The organism is Thalassospira sp. CH_XMU1420-2 (genome assembly GCF_037029325.1).
Taxonomy (GTDB): Bacteria; Pseudomonadota; Alphaproteobacteria; order Rhodospirillales; family Thalassospiraceae; genus Thalassospira; species Thalassospira povalilytica.
Genome location: NZ_JAYMEG010000004.1, coordinates 326,906 through 343,123 on the forward strand (window position 1 = coordinate 326,906; position 16,218 = coordinate 343,123).

Sequence of the window (16,218 nt, forward strand, 5' to 3'; positions counted from 1 at the left end):
TCATTCAAAAGCAGGGAAAGTAATGTCAACGCGCGACCGGATCATCGAGACAGCAGATCGTCTTTTTTATCAGCAAGGGTTCGAAGCAACGTCCTTTGCCGATATCGCAAGTGCGGTTGGTATTTCACGGGGCAATTTTTACCATCACTTCAAAACCAAGGATGACATCCTTGATGCGGTGATCAATCAGCGCCTGGCGAATACCGAACAGATGCTTGACCACTGGGAAGTCACGGGCAACGATCCGGCTGAGCGTATCCGAAGCTTTATCCATATCCTGATCGTCAATGGTGAGAAGATCCGAAAGTTCGGCTGCCCGGTTGGCACCCTGTCATCGGAGTTGGCAAAGCTTAACCATTCGGCGCAAAGCGATGCCGCCGGGTTATTTACCCTGTTTCGGACCTGGTTGGGCCGGCAGTTTTCGGCCCTTGGCTTTGGTGCCAAATCCGATGGATTGGCAATGCATATTCTTGGGCGCAGTCAAGGTGTCGCCACCCTTGCAAACGCCTTTGACGACAATGGGTTTCTTCAAAGTGAAGTGACGCTGATGTGTGACTGGCTTGATGGCCAGATCGCCGATCTCAACAGATCTGCTCAATCGTGAACAGGGAATGCAAAGATGTTTGTCGTATTGCTTAAATTTGCGGAAAACCGCAGTCGTGCCGGACAATTTATGGACGGTCATAAATCTTGGATCCAGAAGGGATTGGCGGACGGTGTGTTTCTGGTTGTCGGAAGTTTACAGCCCAATTTGGGTGGCGCGGTTCTTGCCCATGGCGTCACGCGTGAAGATCTCCAGGCCCGGGTCGATCAGGATCCGTTTGTGATTGAAGGCATCGTATTGGCAGAAATCATTGAAATTGCGCCCGGGCAGACCGACCCGCGGCTTGAATTTTTAAAGGCGTGAGCAATGGACAGGATTGTGATCGGGCCGGACGGGAAATTCCGGTGTTCATGGTGTGATGCAGCGCCGGAATTCAACGCATATCATGACACCGAATGGGGATTTCCGGTTACGGATGATCGACGTCTGTTCGAAAAGATCTGTCTGGAGGGTTTCCAGTCGGGTCTGAGTTGGCGCACCATTTTGTCAAAGCGCGAAAATTTCAGAGCCGCCTTTGCGGACTTTGATTTTCATCGTGTTGCGCAGTTTGATGAAACTGACATAGCGCGTCTTTTGCAAGATGCAGGGATCATTCGGCATCGCGGCAAGATCGAGGCCACGATCAATAACGCACAGCGTGCCTGTGAAATGGTCGAACGCGAAGGATCGCTTGCCGCCTATTTCTGGCGATTTGAACCGGACCCGACGGAAATCGCGACGCCGCAGACAATGTCGACATCTCCGACATCGGTGGCCTTGTCAAAAGACTTGAAAAAACGGGGTTGGAAATTTGTCGGACCGACAACCGTTTTTGCCTTCATGCAGGCAATGGGGTTGGTCAATGACCATGCAAAGGGCTGCTTTTTGAGGCCGAAAATCGAAGACATCCGCAAATCATTCGTGCGTCCGCTTTAGGATGGAACACTGATCAGGCAGACCCAGAAATCTGTTCCGATAAAAAGACACCCCTTGCCCGGGGGGAGCAAGGGGTTGAGGGTCAGGGACCGTTTGAATGGTCCCTCGATGATAATCCGGCAAGGATTATTCGGCTGTCTGATCGTTTCTATCAACCGTAAGGCGCGTCTGTTTCCAAAATCAACGCTTTTGAGATCTTCTTGCAGGTGATTGACCGATCAGGGAAATCAATCAGGCGATACCGAGCCTTGGGTCAGGAGCGGATCGGGGATCGGGATTTCGGCCCGGCATCGCCTTGAAGACAAGGTGCCAAAGATCATTCCCAAGATAAAATTGAATATTAAAAATGTTTTGATAGATTTAAACTATCAATATGACGCATTGCGATAGGGCAATGCAGCAAAATCAGGTGATTGTCGGCAGTTTTACACCGAAAACAGCGCCGTCCGGGCCTGTTGCAACGAGGCGAAGTTCGCCATTATGCGTGCTTATCAACTCGCGCGCGATGGCAAGCCCCAAGCCGGTGCCGCCTTTGCGACCACTTCCGGCAAAGGGAACGAACAGATTTTTGATCGCCTTTTCGGGCAATCCGGGGCCATTATCCTTGATCAGAACATCAATGAAACTGCGCGACTGATCCGATTCGTCGCTTGTTTTTCCGGCAATCGGATTTGACCATGTGACAGTGACGATGTCTGCCCCCGCTTCGAGCGGGTTGCGGATCAGGTTGCTGAAGGCGCGAAACAGCATGTCATAATCTGCCTCAAGCATAACATCGTCGGGCAAATCGATGTCGATGCGCGCGGTGCAGGGTTCGGCTTTATCGCCAAGATCACGACCAGCGGCCCCATCCATCAGGTTTTCCGATTTCTGCAACAGAATCTGATCGCGGATCTCCTCGATCAGTTCAATCAGCGTGAATTTCGCCAGATCACGAGGTGCCGGGGTTTCTCGGGCAAAGGACAATGTTTGTTCGCTGATATAAACCGCGCGCTCCATCGAAGACAGCAGTCGGGGCACGACCGCGCGGACTTCGTCATCCTGACTTTTGGCGAGCTGTTCGGTCATCAGCATTGATGTCGCCAGTGCATTGCGCAAATCATGACTGATTTTGGTGGCCGCCGTTCCCAAAGCAGCCAGACGTCGGCGCTGATTGAGCATCGCCTGGATATCTTGCTGCATGATGGCCAGTTCTTGACGGGCGACACCGATTTCATCATCGCGCAGACCCGGTGTGATCAGGGATGATTTGTCCTGGGGGTTTTCGCGAAACCGGATCATGTCATGTGTCAGTGTGCGCATTGGACGCACGAGCAACCGATTGAGCGCAAAATAGACCAGACCAGCCGTAAAGAACGAAATCATCAGCGACAGGCCAAACACCCGCCAGCCAAAATTGCGCATTGCCTTGGTCAGTGCTTTTTCATGAACCAGAATTTCAATTTCGAAATCCGGTGCCATTGACGGCATGCCGATGACACGCAGCATGCGGTCTTCGGTTTGTGCCAAGGTTGCCAGGCCCTCCATCACTGCCATCGGGATGGAAAAGTTGGTCAGATTGACATTCTTGTCGACCTTGGCGGGCATGTCATCGCGTTGCAAAAGAAGCTTGCGGTCTTCGCGGCGCAGAATGACGGCCTCAATCCCGGCATTTGACAGCAGTTCCTTTTCAAGATCATCGGGGATCATCTGATCGGGGGTTGCTTCAAGCGCCAGGGCCGCGAGATAGCCGGAATCAAGATGTGCCTTAAGCCAGTCGACCCTGAACCGCGCAACGGACGGGGCAAAGACAAAGATCTCTGCAAGCATCACAAAACTGACCGTCAGCACCAGCAGGCGTGCGGAAAGCGATTTGGCCCATGGGGGCAATTTAAGATGCGGCCGTTCCATAAGGAGATGTTAGTCAGAGACCGTCAAAAAAGTACAGCGCTACAGAAGCTTGTTTGTTCTGAGGACACCGGGCCGTTAGCCAAGTTTGAGGAGGAAACGAACAATTTTTCGGGTTTTTTCGCTAAACAGGCTGGGAGTGTACCAGGCACCGGCAACCCGTTTGGACAATTCACCAAGGGTCGGATAAGGCGCGATCATGCCGGCAATCGCCCCGATTTTCATTTTCTGTGAAATCGCGAGTGACCAGAGCCCGATCAGCTCGCCGGCCTGACGGCCAACGATCCCGGCACCCAGAATGCGGCCTTTTGCGGTTGTGACGACCTTGATGAAACCGGTTGTATCTGCCTCGGCCCGGGCGCGATCATTTTCGGCATAATTCCATCGGACAACCCGGATACTGTCACCATATTTGGCACGCGCCACGGTTTCGTTCATGCCAGCCTGGGCAAGTTCGGGCTGGGTATAGGTCACCCAGGGAACCGCATTGTAATTGACCTTGGCCGGGAGTTTGAACAAGGCATTTCGAATGACAATTCCGGCGTCATATCCCGCCATATGGGTAAATTGCAGACCACCGGTTACGTCGCCAATCGCAAAAATCTTGCGGTTCGAGCTTCGCAGGCGTTCATCAACGATGATACCGGTTCGTTCATATTCAACACCTGCCTGCTCAAGGCCCAGATTTTCAACATTCGGCTTGCGTCCGGTGGCAAGCAGAAGGTGGCTGCCCTCAAGCGTGATTTCGATGCCGTCATGCTCAATGATGACACGAACATTGTTACCGTTTGACTGAACTTCCTTGGTTTTACTGCCTTCATAAAGGGTGATGCCGCTGGATTTGATATTGTCGCGGACCACAGACACCATGTCTGCATCGTCTTTTGGCAGAATGGACATCATTTCAATGACGGTCACCTTGGCGCCAAGTTGCTGGTGGGCCTGTGCCATTTCAAGTCCGATCGGACCGCCACCAATGACAATCAGATGTTCCGGGCAAACACGGTTTTCAAAAATGTTCTCGTTGGTGAAATAGGGAACGGCATCAAGACCCGGGATCGGGGGCACTGCTGCGCGCGATCCGGTTGCGATGACAAAACGCTTCGCCTTGATTGTGCTGTCACCGGCAACAAGGGTGTCGGGGGCTGTGAATTTGCCTTCTGCCTGTATGACGTCGCAGCCCAGTTCTTCAAATCGTTCAACCGAATCATGGGGCGCAATGCCCGAAATTACCGAATGAACATGATCGATTGCCTGATCGAAATTGACGCTTACCGGGCCGGTTGAAATGCCAAACCGCGAAGCTTTACGTGCATTTTCGGCAGCATGACCCGCCGCCAGAAGTGCCTTTGAGGGCACGCAACCGGTATTCAGGCAGTCACCGCCCATTTTGCCCTTTTCAACCAGGACAACCTTGGCCCCCACCTGAACGGCCCCTGCCGCAACCGAAAGACCGCCAGACCCGGCACCAATGACGCAGATGTCGGTTTTGATCAATTTACTCATCTGAGCTGGCCTCATTTTTGGATTTGCGAAGTTTCTTATAGGCAACCGGCAGCATCGCCAGAACAGCCAGGCCAATAATCGGGGTCAGAATTCGGGGTTCGAAAATGACGCCAAGATCGGGTGTCTTGCCCTGATCAAACAGGGCACCAAGACCGTCGCCGATGGATGCGTAAACAAAGGTGCCCGGAATGATGCCAAGCAGGGTGCCCATGGCAAAGGAGCGCAATTTCACTCCGAGCAATGCCGGCACCAGATTGACAAGCCAGAACGGGAATATCGGGATCAGGCGCAAGACCATCAGATAGCTGAAGGCATTTTCGGAAAAGCCTTTTTCCATTTTCCGAATTGCACTGCCTGCCTTCTCATGCATGACATCGTAAAACGCGTATCGCGCGGCAAGATAAACGATGACAGCGCCAAGGGTCGCGGCAGTGACGACATATGTGGTCCCGAGCACGGCACCAAACAAAAAGCCCCCGGAAATGGTCAGAACAGATCCAAGCGGCAAGGACAGGGCAACCGCAATCACGTAAATCGCCATAAAGCCCAGAATGCTGAGCACAGGTTTGCTGGCAACGAGTTCCTGCAACTGGTCGCGATTGTCACGTAACGTGTCAAAGGACAGCAAATCCAGAAGGCCGCTGCTCCAGGCGGCAAGCAGGCCGCAAATCAGAACCAAAAGTGGCAGCAACCGGCGCCAAAGCGGTTTGCGCGCAGCCTGATTCTGATCTGTATGTTCTGTTTTGTGGTCGGACACTGTTGGCGCCGCTGAACTGGTTTTGGTCATATAATTCACGCTCTTGCATGGATCTGGTGACGGGATGAAGAGCAAAACCCGATAAACAGGATTGCATTAATTTCGGCAAGATTAGAGCGAATTTTCCAAAGAAGCTTATGAACTGCTTTCACCATTGCGTGAGGAAATCGCGATCACCGGCAAAGCATCAATCCAGACAAAGCTGCGCAGAAATCCTGATGGTCTGGTGCTTGACGTCGGGGAAATCTGGACGTATCGTCTGCCAATCGTGGGATTTGTCGACCGGCTTGCGGCCACGTAAAAAATCGCTAAAGAGGGGTAAAATGGCTTCGGCCCTGACCCATTCATGCCGGTCAGGGTTTTTTTGTGCCCGGAACGCACCAATATCTTCGGGCATATTAGGAGCAAGACGATGACGACCGAAAAAAAGGCTTCCGATAACTGGCGTGCCGCGACCCGTTCCGTTCGTGGTGGTACCGCGCGCACCGGTTTCTCCGAGACGTCCGAAGCCATCTTTATGAATTCCGGATATGTGTATGAAACCGCCGCCGAGGCCGAAGCCTCCTTTGATGGCAGTGGTCCGGAACGCTATGTCTATTCACGTTTTGCCAATCCGACCGTGAACATGTTCGAGGAACGCCTTGCGTTGCTCGAAGGCGCGAAATACTGCCGGGCGACCGCATCTGGCATGTCGGCGGTGTGGAATGCGCTTGCGGCCTGTACCAAGGCCGGCGGGCGTGTTGTGGGGTCGCGCGCATTGTTCGGGTCTTGTGAATTCATCCTGACCACGCTTTTGCCGCGCTTTGGTGTTGAAACCGAACTGGTCGATGGTACGGATCACGCCGCATGGGAAGCAGCCCTTTCCAAGCCGGCCGATGCGGTCTTTCTTGAAACGCCGTCCAACCCGACCCTGGAAGTTCTTGATATCGCCTTTATCGCCGATCTGGCGCACAAGGCAGGTGCGAAAGTCGTGGTCGATAACGTTTTCGCGACCCCGATCCTGCAAAAACCGATGGAACTGGGGGTTGATATTGTTGTCTATTCCGCGACCAAGCATATTGATGGTCAGGGGCGCTGTCTTGGCGGGGCCATCCTGTTTAACGACAAGGAATGGCATGACGAACACCTGACGACATTCCTGCGTCATACCGGGCCGAGCATGAGCCCGTTCAACGCTTGGGTGCTGCTCAAAGGTCTTGAAACACTTAGCCTGCGTGTGGACCAGCATATCCGCAACGCATCGGCATTGGCGGAATTCCTGTCGGAACAGCCGCAAGTGTCACGCGTTATCTATCCGGGACTGAAAAGTCACCCGCAGCATGAACTGGCAATGAAACAGATGTCTGGTCGGGGCGGTGGATTGATCGCGATTGAGCTTGCCGGGGGCAAGAAAGCAGCCTTTTCGTTGCTTGATAACCTCAATCTGATTGATATCTCCAACAATCTCGGCGATGCCAAAAGTCTGGCCACCCATCCCTGGACGACAACGCATCAGCGTGTCCCGGCCGAGGACAAGATCACGATGGGCATTACCGAGGGCATGCTGCGTTTGTCTGTTGGTCTGGAAGACATTGATGATCTGAAAGAAGATCTGCTGGCGGCCCTTTCCGTATAACGGATGGTGATACGGTAATCCTGATATCGGAACGGCCCGTACAATGTGCGGGCCGTTGCTTTTAGAAGGGTGTTCTGGCGGCCTGGCAGTAGCGGCGAAACTGTTTCGCAACTATTGTGACAGGCCACTGGTACTTCTTATGCAGACTGTCTACATATGGCTCATCAATTGTGATCTTGGCTGACAGAAGATGAATGGAACACATTTGGCCTGGAGACGTGCATGTATTCGACCGTAACCCACGACATCAAGGTTTCGGTGCAACCCGTATTCCTTGAGGATGAATCCGATCCTGATACCCATCGCTATGTTTGGGCCTATCGGATCGAGATTGAAAACCTCGGATCCAAAACCGTCCAGTTGCTTAGTCGCTACTGGCGAATTACGGATTCACGCGGGGAAACCCAGGAGGTCAAAGGCCCGGGTGTTGTCGGCGAACAGCCCGTCCTCGCAGGTGGGGAACGTTTCAACTATACCAGTGGGGCGCCATTGGCGACGCCAAGTGGCTTTATGGTTGGGACCTATGAGATGATGGACATGGACGGCAATCATTTTGATATTGCCATTCCTGCCTTTTCTCTGGACAGTCCCCATGGGCAACATACTGTGAACTGATATAAAAGCGGGTCAGGAGCCCCACCAAGCCGGGATTTATCCCGCACGGAAATGACAAAAGGATTTAGTATGTGCAGCGAACATAGCGCCGTGAAACGTCCAACACGCGAAGAAGCAGAAGATGCGGTGCGGACCCTTCTTCGCTGGGCGGGGGACGATCCCGACCGCGAAGGATTGCGTGGGACGCCCGATCGTGTGGTGCGTTCTTATGGCGAATTCTTTGCGGGCTACCAGCAGGACCCGGCCGAGATTCTGCGACGGACTTTTGAAGAAACCGACGGCTATGACGAAATGGTTGTCCTGCGTGACATCCGCGTTGAGTCATATTGCGAACACCACATGGTGCCGATCATCGGTGTCGCACATGTCGCCTATCTGCCGCGTAAGCGCGTTGTTGGCATTTCCAAACTCGCCCGTGTTGTCGAAGTCTATTCCAAACGGTTGCAGATTCAGGAAAAAATGACGGCACAGGTCGCCAACACCATTCAGGAAGAGCTTGATCCGCTTGGTGTTGCTGTGGTGATTGATGCCAACCACCAGTGCATGAGCACCCGCGGCGTGCACAAAACCGGCGTATCTATGGTCACCAGCCGGATGCTCGGTGCATTCCGCGATGATCCGATTACCCGTCGTGAATTTTTCGCGATGATCGGTCGCTAATCGCGCCGATAGCATATTGAATGACAAAGGCCGCAGCATTTCGGGTGCTGCGGCCTTTTTATTGGCAGTGTCTTGCGACAGGCCCGTTGCCTATTCGCGGAAACTGCTGTGGCAGGATTTGCAGGTCCGCAATACCGAGCCCAGCGCGCCCTTGAAGGCATCTTCCGAGCCGTTATTGGCTGCAACCGTTTTGAGTTCCGATGCACTGGTTTCAAGCTCGATGGCAAGGTCGTTGAATTTTGACCACTCCGACCAGATATCGGCATGGGCTTCTGATGGCTTTCCGTCGCTGCCTTCCGGGAACAGGCTGGTGAAGTTTTCACCGGCGTGACGTTCAATGATTTCGGCTGATTGGGCGACCTTGGCCGGATCATAAGGCAATGTGCCTTTCATCATCGGTACCATGATCTTGACCTGCTGGCCGATGGCTTTCATGCCATCCATGCGTTCTTTGACAACGCCGCTCGCACCTTCATGGGCGATGGCGGCAATGCTGACCGTCATGGAAAGTGCCAGGGCGGCTCCTGCTAGAAATTTCAACTCTCTCGTCCCCTGTATTTCGACAATTGTTTTGGATAAAGGCGGTCTCTCTTATACGCCAAATCGCTCAAGGATGTTTTCAACCGATCTGACATATGGCGCACCAAACAGGCGCACATGCACCAGTAACGGATAAAGATTATACAAATCCCTGCGTTCTTCAAAGAACCCTGGGGCGATTGGCAAAATTTCATGATATTGCCCAAAAAAATCCGGTCCCAGATCGCCAAACAGTGTCCCGAAGGCCAGCTCGATTTCGCGGTCACCATAATAAATTGCCGGATCAATCAGGGCCGCAACCCGCCCATCCTGACACAGGATATTTCCACCCCAAAGGTCCCCATGCAGAAGCGAACTTTGTGGTTTGTCATCAATGAAATGATCGAGCCGCTGGATAAGGTGATCAATCCGCACAGTCAGCGATGCGGGCAATTGCCCTTCGCGATGTGCGGCCTGCGCCATGTGTCGCAGGCGATTCTCCCCGAAAAAGGTTACCCAGCTTTGCTCAAACCCGTTGGGCTGGTGCAATCCCCCGATCAGGGTGTCAAACGCAAGACCGAATTTCGGGGCAGTGACCTGATGCTGTGCGGCAAGCTGGACGGCCAGATCACGCTGAGCGCTTTGTGACATCCGGTTGTCATTGGCGACATAGGTCATCACCAGACAGTCTTGGTCAGCATGAATGACATCAGGACAGGCAATTGGGGAATGTTTCGCGAAATAGCGCAACATTTCTGCCTCTGTTTCAAGGTCGCCTTTGCCGCTGCTTGCAATCTTTGCGACAACTGATCGGCCATCGCTCAGATCCAGCCGGATGACCTCGGCAAAGGAACCGCCAGACATGTGGGTAATCTGTTTGACCGGGCAGCCGGTCAAACGTTCAATCAGTGATGTTGCGGCATTTCTGTCCATCTTTGGTGGCTGTGTTACAAGCCGTGCTGTTTACGGATATGGGACAACAGATTGTTTGACGTTTCTTCGATCATGTCGAACACGCGGACAAACCCGTTGCTGCCACCATAATACGGATCAGGGACACTTTGCCCGGCCATTTCGGGGTGGTAATCGAGAAACAGTTCGATGCGATGTTGATGTTCTGACGGGGCCTGACGACGCATGTCGCGCAAATGGCCATCATCCATCGCCAGAATGTAGTCGAACTGTATATAATCGCTTGGCTTGATTTTGCGGGACCGGATATCGTTCAGATCATAGCCGCGGCTTTCGGCCATTTCACGTGATCGGGGATCTGGTAATTCACCAACGTGATAGGCAGACAGCCCGCAGCTATCAATGCCGATTTGGTCGGAAAGTCCCGCCTGGTCAACAATTTTACGGAAAACCCCGTCTGCGGTGGGGGACCGACAAATGTTGCCGGTACAGACAAAAAGAACCTTGATCACGCCATATGTCCGTTAAATGTGAATTCGGAATGGCCCAGACTGACATGCACGGGCGGTTCGGGCAATATGTGGCGTTCCGCCATATGCTCATCCTCTGTCCGTCATCTGTCCATTATCTGTCTGGTGGATTGGAAGTCCTGATGAAGATGCCGTTATGTAACAGCTTCGTGACATTTTGGATCGTGCGCTGACAGTGTGGTCAATAGTTTGTATGATCGCGCCAAACTTGGAATTTTGGCGTGTTTCGATGCAGGAATTTGTTTCTTTCGGATTGCATGTTGCCCTGATCCGGCAATTGGCCTGGTTGCCGCGCGGGTATGATCTGGTCCCGGCGGGCACCGTTGTCACATCTGCCAAGTTGCGCAGCATCATGCTCGCGCTCGAAGAATCAAATGGTCCGGCGGTTCTGGTGCGCCTTGGTCGGCATCTCGCTGCCAAGGAACAGGAACCGATCCTGACAATGTTGCGTCATTCGGCAACACCGGCGGTCATTGCCGATCGTTGGCGCCGTCTGGAAGGTTATTCCCACGCCCGTGCACGCAGCGAATTTTCAATTACCGGAAAATCCATGAGCATCCATCGCGGTGTTGTGCGCGGACAGCCGCCTGCACGGGTTGAAAACCTTCTTCTTCAGGGATTTTTAATCGGCCTTCTCGAAGCTGTCGGTGCCGAAAATATCGACAGCACGATTTTGCCAAGCCACGGCCCCGCCATCCATGTCATGCGCAAGGGCCGTATGAATAACAAGCTCGACTTTACCGGTCGCGGGCTTCGTTTCCGCATCAACTGGAACAGTTTTGAGCCGGTCTCTTCGTCCTATCCTTTCTTGGCCAATATGCCCGGAACCGCGCCGGCAATTGGTGCGCAACGACCAATTGTCAGGCAACTTTTTGCAATCCTTGAACAGGATATCGGACGCAGCTGGACAATCGACGAAGTCGCTGCGGCACTTGAAACATCCGGGCGCACGTTGCAGCGACGCCTGCAACAGGCCAGCAGCCGGTTTTCTGATATTTTGCGTTTGGTCCGCGTGCGCGAAGCATGCCGTCTTTTGTGTGGTACGACCCTGTCGGTTGGGGAAATCGGCTTTTGGTGCGGCTTTACAGACAATGCGCATTTTTCCCGGGATTTCAGACGCTTGATGGCAATGCCGCCATCTGTTTATCGCGAAGCAAGCATCGGCCATGCCGGGCTCACACGGGCATAGGAACAGCACAAACCTGTCGATTGCAGGGATCTGGTTGTACCGCTGTGGCGCGCGCATCTCATTGACCTGACTGATCGCGTTGGGTATCAGCACCAAACAGACGGCGCGAACCTTATCCCGCTTGTATTTACGAGGCTGCCATGACCGACGCACTGAGTTCTGCCAACCAATATGCCGGCTTTTTGCCGCCGCGTTTTCATGACCGGCCCGATGCCGATGACGTAACGGTCAAGACCTGGGTGGTTGGGGATGCATTGTCTGACCATCTGGTTCCCGACATTCCATCCGCACTATCCCTTTTCTTTGATCTGGTTGCGCCATCTGGCGAACGTGCCGGGGCATCGGGATTTGCCATGCTTTGGCTTGATCGCCACCCCCATGAACAACCGGGATGGCGGCTTTCGATCGGTCATGTTGGCGATGTGGATGTACTGGAACAGGCGGTGGCAAAACCGTTGGCCCGCCTTGTTGGCATGATTCCGCTTGCCGAATTTGAAACGGAAAACTGGCATTTGACCCGCCCGCTTTGGCGCAAGCGTGCCGAACCGGTCCGACTGGTTTTCTGGGGAAAGTTTGCCAAACATGCACGCACGGTTCTTGCCCATGGTGATGGTGCGGCTTTTTATCAGCCGCTCGGTGCCGGGCTTCGTGCCGATCACGTTGCAACAAGCCTGCCGCTCCTCGAAGACATGCTGGGGGATCCGTTGCTTGTCGGGGGCATGGGGTTTGAAGACGCATTGCGTCTGGGTATTTGTCTTGGCCGCGCGCATTTGATCGAAAGCTGGATCGATGCTGGCGGGTCTGAAAAAGAGCCTTTCTTCAGACCGATGCGAATCTGGCATCAGGCGTGGCTTGCCAATGCCCTGATTGATCCGGCGGTGGCAAGTCTTGCCATGTCGGGGAAGCCGCCGATGCCGGCTCTTGATTTTACTGCTGATGGCACACCGGAAAGCCGGCGTACGTCACTTGATGAACTGTCAGGCTGGCTGACGACGGTCTTTTTCACCGACGAATATCCGGCTTTGCGCAATGCTTTTATTGCCGGTGTGCAAAATGCGGTGTGGCTTGACAGTGATCTGCAACAATATCTTCAACCACAACAACGTGCCGAAATCCTTCAGGGATTGATGCCTTATTGTCGCTGGTTCCTGGCCATGGCGTTTTATAACCATCTTGGCAATCTTGCTTCGGGGACGGCCAGGGCCGACCAGATCGAATTTTATACGACCCTTGTTGATGCGCTGCCCGAATTGGCCCCGCTTGGTGAATTGGCGACACAGCGCGATATCGAACAGCACATTATTCGCATTGATGCCGCACGGGCTGCTTCGGCTTTTGATACGCTGGTCCTGCCATTTTGCGATCTGTTGATGCCGCGGCGCAAGTTTGATGCGACGCGCTCCTAAGCATCAAAAACCCAAGTCTGCGCATAAATCACAAAGGCCCGCCTGTGTGTTCAGGCGGGCCTTTTCATTGCAGGGATTTGCGTTTGAACAGGTGGCGGATCAACCGCGTGCCACATAGGCCGGGATTGCGCGGCGCGAAACAATGGCAAACCGTATCGCCAGACCGCAAACCGCCACCAGACTTGCGATCACGATGCCCCAGAACAGGCCACGTACCCCCATATCGCGCTCGAATGTCAGGTAATATCCAGCCGGGATCATCACAAAGATATAAGACACCAGATGCAGGACGGTCGGCGCCCATTTGTCACCAGCACCACGTAATGCACTAATCGCGGCATTTTGCCCGCCATCGGTCGGGAAAATAATCGGCATCAGAACCAGAACCGAAACTGTGGTTGCAATGACATTGATATCTTGTGTGAACAGATGAGAAACCCCGCCCGGGAACAGATAAAGCGGGATGCTTAACCCGAACATGACAATCATTGTGGTCAACAATCCGATCCAGCCAGCCAGTGCCATATCCGGCCGGTCCCGACGGCCATAGGCTATCCCGACCCTGACAGATGTTGCAGACGCCAGTCCAAGTGCCACCATGAACATAAGTGCCAGCATGGTCATCGCGATGCCATAACTTGCGGCGGCGATAACGCCAAGGCGGCCGGCAAAAAGTTGCATCGCGGCAAAGGCACTCGTCTCCATGCCCTGGCTTGCGCCAGCGGCATAGCCAAGATGTCTGGCATCTCGCGATCCGCGCCACCATCCGGCAAATCCGTTCCTGATGCCATACAGATCATGCCCCTTCATCACCAGAACATAACCAAGCAGGATCAGGGCCATGGTCCAGCGAATAACGCTTGATGTCCAGGCAGCACCCTCAGCCCCAAGTTCGGGCAAGCCGAATGCGCCATAGACCAATCCGTAATCAAGAACCAGATTGATAAGATTGGCGATGATCATGACGATCATGCCCGGCAGGGGGCGTTGCAACCCTTCAAGGAAAAAGGCGCAGGTCGTGTAGATCAGCGCCGCCGGCATCCCGATTGACAGAATGATCGCAAGGTGACCGGCTTCGGTCGCAATATCATCGGGCTGGCCCGTTACCACAAACAGCCATTCGGCCTGCCATGTCAGGAAGGTAAACAAAAGACCGATCAGAATGGTATAGGGCATGGCATAACGCCATACCGATCCGGCTTCCTGCCAGTCTTCCCGCCCCTTGGCATGGGATGTCAGGATCATCACCCCGGTCAACAGGCCAATACCGGTTACCATCAATGACGTAAATGGTGCATGTGCAACGTTAAGATAGGCAAGCCCCGCACTGTCATAATTGCCAACCACAATGGTATCGACAACGGACATGATCAGCATGCCCAACCGTGCAATGGTCACAGGAAGGGCAAGCCGGAAAAGCTCACTTAGATGGCGCTTGACCCGGTTGTTGGGATAAAGCGGTGTGGGGGATGCCGCGGGATCCGGCGGTGGTGGTGCCACGGTCCCGTCTTGTGGGGCGATTGTCATATATACGTTTCCTTTTTGCGCCCGGTGGCGCAGGCAATGGGGTGGCGCTGCCTGCTGCACGGATCCGGATGCTCTTATTATGGTCCGGTACGGACACTGTTATCTGTATTATCTGTGAGCGGCAAAAGGACGCCGCGGGATTGCCAACAGCAACTTGGCCGGGTCGTCGGTAATGACCGATGTGACCCCCCACGAAAACAGCTCCTTCGCCCGGTCGACATCATTGATGGTATAGCAAACCAACGGAACACCGGCATCGACAATCTCGGCTGCGCTGACCGGGGTCAGGGCAGCATGGTCAATATGAATGGCCGATGCGCCAAGTCGATCATATTCTGCCTTCCATTCCTTGGGCAGGGTCTCAAGCAGCCAGCCACAGGGAATCTCCGGTGCATGCTTGCGCATTTCGGCAACCGCTACATCGTCAAAGCTAGAAATCAGGATCGGCAATGCCTTTGCGCGCTTCAGTTCGGCGATCACTTCGTGACACAGGCGCACCGGATCACATCCCGACGGCTTGATTTCAAGATTGGCCCCCATATCCATGAAATAAAGGGTCTCAAGCGTATCGGTAAGGGTCGGGATGCGCTCCCCCTTATATATGTCCGAAAACCAGCCGCCGGCATCAAGCTCGCGCAGGGCGGCAAGATTGCTGGCATGGATCGGTCCTGTTCCGTTGCTGGTCCGTTCAAGTGTGTCGTCATGAATAAGGACGCATTTGTCATCGGAACTCAGCGTCACATCGCACTCGACCCATTTGGCGCCGCGGGCACCGGCAACCCGGAATGCGGCAATGGTGTTTTCCGGTGCTTCAATTGATGCACCACGGTGGGCGACAATGTGCGGGATATCGATCACGGTTTTTGGCCTTTTAACAGCAAGGGGCGCAATGCAGCTTCGTGGGGTATGGGGATGGTCCGGTCATCTCCCTGCATTGCCAATGCGGACTGATGATTCTCTTACGCCAGTTGGTTTCCATGAAAAAGCGAAAATCTTGTTGCGATTTGAACGCCTTCTTTGGGGGGCTGGGGACGAAGTCATTGGACTCCATATTCTAATTGGCGCGTCAGAGTCGAATAAATCGGCAGTTTCTGGTGTTATGCGCGCATGTGGATCAAGCTATGCATATAGATGTGCACTCAGTGAAAACCCCGAAAGCCAAGGGTTTGCGCGGACCGTTTCGGGGATGGAAAAAACAATCTCTGAAAATCTCGATGAATCTTCAAAAAAGGTATTTACAGGTCAGCGTTGGGGCCCTATAACCCGCCTCCACCGACGGGGTGCGGCGCTAGCGAATGCGGCGACGCGGACTGGATGGTTAAGGGCTTCGGTCCTTAAGTTCTTTGACATTGTTGATAAGCAGGAAGGGATGCGCGGGCAGCGTTATGGCGTTTAGTCTGTGCATCCTGGAGACGACGGATCGATTTGGTCTTTGATCAGATTGATTTGTGGTAACCACCAAAATGTGCAGACGTTAATTTTGAAGAGTTTGTCTATGAGACAAGCTTGGATTGAACATGAGAGTTTGATCCTGGCTCAGAACGAACGCTGGCGGCAGGCCTAACACATGCAAGTC

General features: G+C 53.7%; 16 protein-coding genes, 1 rRNA gene and 1 riboswitch. Of the genes, 9 read left to right on the forward strand and 8 right to left on the reverse strand.

Annotated features, from left to right (window positions below):
• The first annotated feature begins 22 nt into the window (after positions 1-22).
• The 3 genes from WA429_RS15240 (at position 23) to WA429_RS15250 (ending at position 1,519) form a co-directional block, all read left to right on the forward strand.
• Positions 23-604, forward strand: coding sequence for a TetR/AcrR family transcriptional regulator (locus WA429_RS15240; protein ID WP_114112324.1), 582 nt, complete (start codon positions 23-25; stop codon positions 602-604).
• Positions 605-673: 69 nt separating this feature from the next.
• Complete coding sequence (locus WA429_RS15245) at positions 674-907, forward strand: YciI family protein (protein WP_287464782.1); 234 nt, start codon at positions 674-676, stop codon at positions 905-907.
• A 3-nt stretch (positions 908-910) separates the two neighbouring features.
• A complete protein-coding gene (locus WA429_RS15250) occupies positions 911-1,519 on the forward strand; it encodes a DNA-3-methyladenine glycosylase I (protein ID WP_287464784.1) in 609 nt (202 codons plus the stop codon).
• Positions 1,520-1,924: 405 nt separating this feature from the next.
• Here the strand turns inward: WA429_RS15250 and WA429_RS15255 are convergent, their stop codons facing one another.
• The 3 genes from WA429_RS15255 to WA429_RS15265 all read right to left on the reverse strand — a co-directional run bounded on the left by WA429_RS15255 (position 1,925) and on the right by WA429_RS15265 (position 5,699).
• Entirely contained in the window at positions 1,925-3,409 is a 1,485-nt protein-coding gene (locus WA429_RS15255) for a HAMP domain-containing sensor histidine kinase (protein WP_287464786.1), read from the reverse strand.
• 75 nt (positions 3,410-3,484) lie between these two features.
• Positions 3,485-4,912 (reverse strand): dihydrolipoyl dehydrogenase family protein, encoded by a 1,428-nt coding sequence (locus WA429_RS15260; protein WP_287464788.1) that lies wholly within the window; start codon positions 4,910-4,912, stop codon positions 3,485-3,487.
• Positions 4,905-5,699 carry a TVP38/TMEM64 family protein gene (locus WA429_RS15265; RefSeq protein ID WP_287464789.1) on the reverse strand — a complete coding sequence of 265 codons (795 nt, stop codon included), beginning with the start codon at positions 5,697-5,699 and terminating at the stop codon, positions 4,905-4,907. The genes WA429_RS15260 and WA429_RS15265 overlap by 8 nt, the downstream gene beginning before the upstream one ends.
• A gap of 228 nt (positions 5,700-5,927) precedes the next feature.
• Positions 5,928-5,999, forward strand: a riboswitch (SAM riboswitch).
• A gap of 82 nt (positions 6,000-6,081) precedes the next feature.
• Here WA429_RS15265 and metZ point away from each other — a divergent pair.
• The 3 genes from metZ to folE all read left to right on the forward strand — a co-directional run bounded on the left by metZ (position 6,082) and on the right by folE (position 8,559).
• Positions 6,082-7,284 (forward strand): O-succinylhomoserine sulfhydrylase, encoded by a 1,203-nt coding sequence (gene metZ / locus WA429_RS15270; RefSeq protein ID WP_287464790.1) that lies wholly within the window; start codon positions 6,082-6,084, stop codon positions 7,282-7,284.
• 222 nt (positions 7,285-7,506) lie between these two features.
• Positions 7,507-7,899 (forward strand): Co2+/Mg2+ efflux protein ApaG, encoded by a 393-nt coding sequence (gene apaG / locus WA429_RS15275; protein ID WP_068517760.1) that lies wholly within the window; start codon positions 7,507-7,509, stop codon positions 7,897-7,899.
• A gap of 69 nt (positions 7,900-7,968) precedes the next feature.
• Complete coding sequence (folE, locus tag WA429_RS15280) at positions 7,969-8,559, forward strand: GTP cyclohydrolase I FolE (protein ID WP_068517759.1); 591 nt, start codon at positions 7,969-7,971, stop codon at positions 8,557-8,559.
• Between the two features lie 90 nt (positions 8,560-8,649).
• Here folE and WA429_RS15285 read toward each other — a convergent pair whose 3' ends face one another.
• The 3 genes from WA429_RS15285 to WA429_RS15295 are packed head-to-tail and all read right to left on the reverse strand — an operon-like array spanning position 8,650 to position 10,502.
• The gene (locus WA429_RS15285) at positions 8,650-9,099 is read right to left on the reverse strand and encodes a c-type cytochrome (protein WP_287464792.1); all 450 of its coding nucleotides are present in this window, start codon (positions 9,097-9,099) and stop codon (positions 8,650-8,652) included.
• 51 nt (positions 9,100-9,150) lie between these two features.
• Positions 9,151-10,011: a fructosamine kinase family protein gene (locus WA429_RS15290; protein WP_287464794.1), complete on the reverse strand. Its 861-nt coding sequence runs from the start codon at positions 10,009-10,011 to the stop codon at positions 9,151-9,153.
• Between the two features lie 14 nt (positions 10,012-10,025).
• Positions 10,026-10,502 (reverse strand): low molecular weight protein-tyrosine-phosphatase, encoded by a 477-nt coding sequence (locus WA429_RS15295; RefSeq protein WP_114112332.1) that lies wholly within the window; start codon positions 10,500-10,502, stop codon positions 10,026-10,028.
• 247 nt (positions 10,503-10,749) lie between these two features.
• Between WA429_RS15295 and WA429_RS15300 the strand changes: the two genes are divergently transcribed.
• Together WA429_RS15300 and WA429_RS15305 are read left to right on the forward strand one after the other, a co-directional pair.
• Positions 10,750-11,709 carry a helix-turn-helix transcriptional regulator gene (locus tag WA429_RS15300; RefSeq protein ID WP_287464795.1) on the forward strand — a complete coding sequence of 320 codons (960 nt, stop codon included), beginning with the start codon at positions 10,750-10,752 and terminating at the stop codon, positions 11,707-11,709.
• A gap of 140 nt (positions 11,710-11,849) precedes the next feature.
• Positions 11,850-13,115: a hypothetical protein gene (locus WA429_RS15305; protein ID WP_287464797.1), complete on the forward strand. Its 1,266-nt coding sequence runs from the start codon at positions 11,850-11,852 to the stop codon at positions 13,113-13,115.
• Positions 13,116-13,214: 99 nt separating this feature from the next.
• Here the strand turns inward: WA429_RS15305 and WA429_RS15310 are convergent, their stop codons facing one another.
• Together WA429_RS15310 and WA429_RS15315 are read right to left on the reverse strand one after the other, a co-directional pair.
• Positions 13,215-14,642, reverse strand: coding sequence for an MATE family efflux transporter (locus WA429_RS15310; protein WP_287464798.1), 1,428 nt, complete (start codon positions 14,640-14,642; stop codon positions 13,215-13,217).
• A 108-nt stretch (positions 14,643-14,750) separates the two neighbouring features.
• Positions 14,751-15,500, reverse strand: coding sequence for a glycerophosphodiester phosphodiesterase family protein (locus WA429_RS15315; protein WP_068517748.1), 750 nt, complete (start codon positions 15,498-15,500; stop codon positions 14,751-14,753).
• 655 nt (positions 15,501-16,155) lie between these two features.
• On the opposite strand from WA429_RS15315, the gene WA429_RS15320 reads away from it, so the two are divergent.
• Positions 16,156-16,218, forward strand: a 16S ribosomal RNA gene (locus WA429_RS15320); the annotation flags it as partial.

Excerpts from the sequence above, each read along its gene's own strand:
- WA429_RS15260 (WP_287464788.1), bottom strand. The coding sequence starts at position 4,912 with ATGAGTAAATTGATCAAAACCGACATCTGCGTCATTGGTGCCGGGTCT.
- folE (WP_068517759.1), top strand. The coding sequence starts at position 7,969 with ATGTGCAGCGAACATAGCGCCGTGAAACGTCCAACACGCGAAGAAGCA.
- WA429_RS15255 (WP_287464786.1), bottom strand. The coding sequence starts at position 3,409 with ATGGAACGGCCGCATCTTAAATTGCCCCCATGGGCCAAATCGCTTTCC.
- WA429_RS15240 (WP_114112324.1), top strand. The coding sequence starts at position 23 with ATGTCAACGCGCGACCGGATCATCGAGACAGCAGATCGTCTTTTTTAT.
- WA429_RS15305 (WP_287464797.1), top strand. The coding sequence starts at position 11,850 with ATGACCGACGCACTGAGTTCTGCCAACCAATATGCCGGCTTTTTGCCG.
- metZ (WP_287464790.1), top strand. The coding sequence starts at position 6,082 with ATGACGACCGAAAAAAAGGCTTCCGATAACTGGCGTGCCGCGACCCGT.
- WA429_RS15310 (WP_287464798.1), bottom strand. The coding sequence starts at position 14,642 with ATGACAATCGCCCCACAAGACGGGACCGTGGCACCACCACCGCCGGAT.
- WA429_RS15290 (WP_287464794.1), bottom strand. The coding sequence starts at position 10,011 with ATGGACAGAAATGCCGCAACATCACTGATTGAACGTTTGACCGGCTGC.
- WA429_RS15300 (WP_287464795.1), top strand. The coding sequence starts at position 10,750 with ATGCAGGAATTTGTTTCTTTCGGATTGCATGTTGCCCTGATCCGGCAA.
- WA429_RS15265 (WP_287464789.1), bottom strand. The coding sequence starts at position 5,699 with ATGACCAAAACCAGTTCAGCGGCGCCAACAGTGTCCGACCACAAAACA.
- WA429_RS15250 (WP_287464784.1), top strand. The coding sequence starts at position 911 with ATGGACAGGATTGTGATCGGGCCGGACGGGAAATTCCGGTGTTCATGG.
- WA429_RS15245 (WP_287464782.1), top strand. The coding sequence starts at position 674 with ATGGACGGTCATAAATCTTGGATCCAGAAGGGATTGGCGGACGGTGTG.
- apaG (WP_068517760.1), top strand. The coding sequence starts at position 7,507 with ATGTATTCGACCGTAACCCACGACATCAAGGTTTCGGTGCAACCCGTA.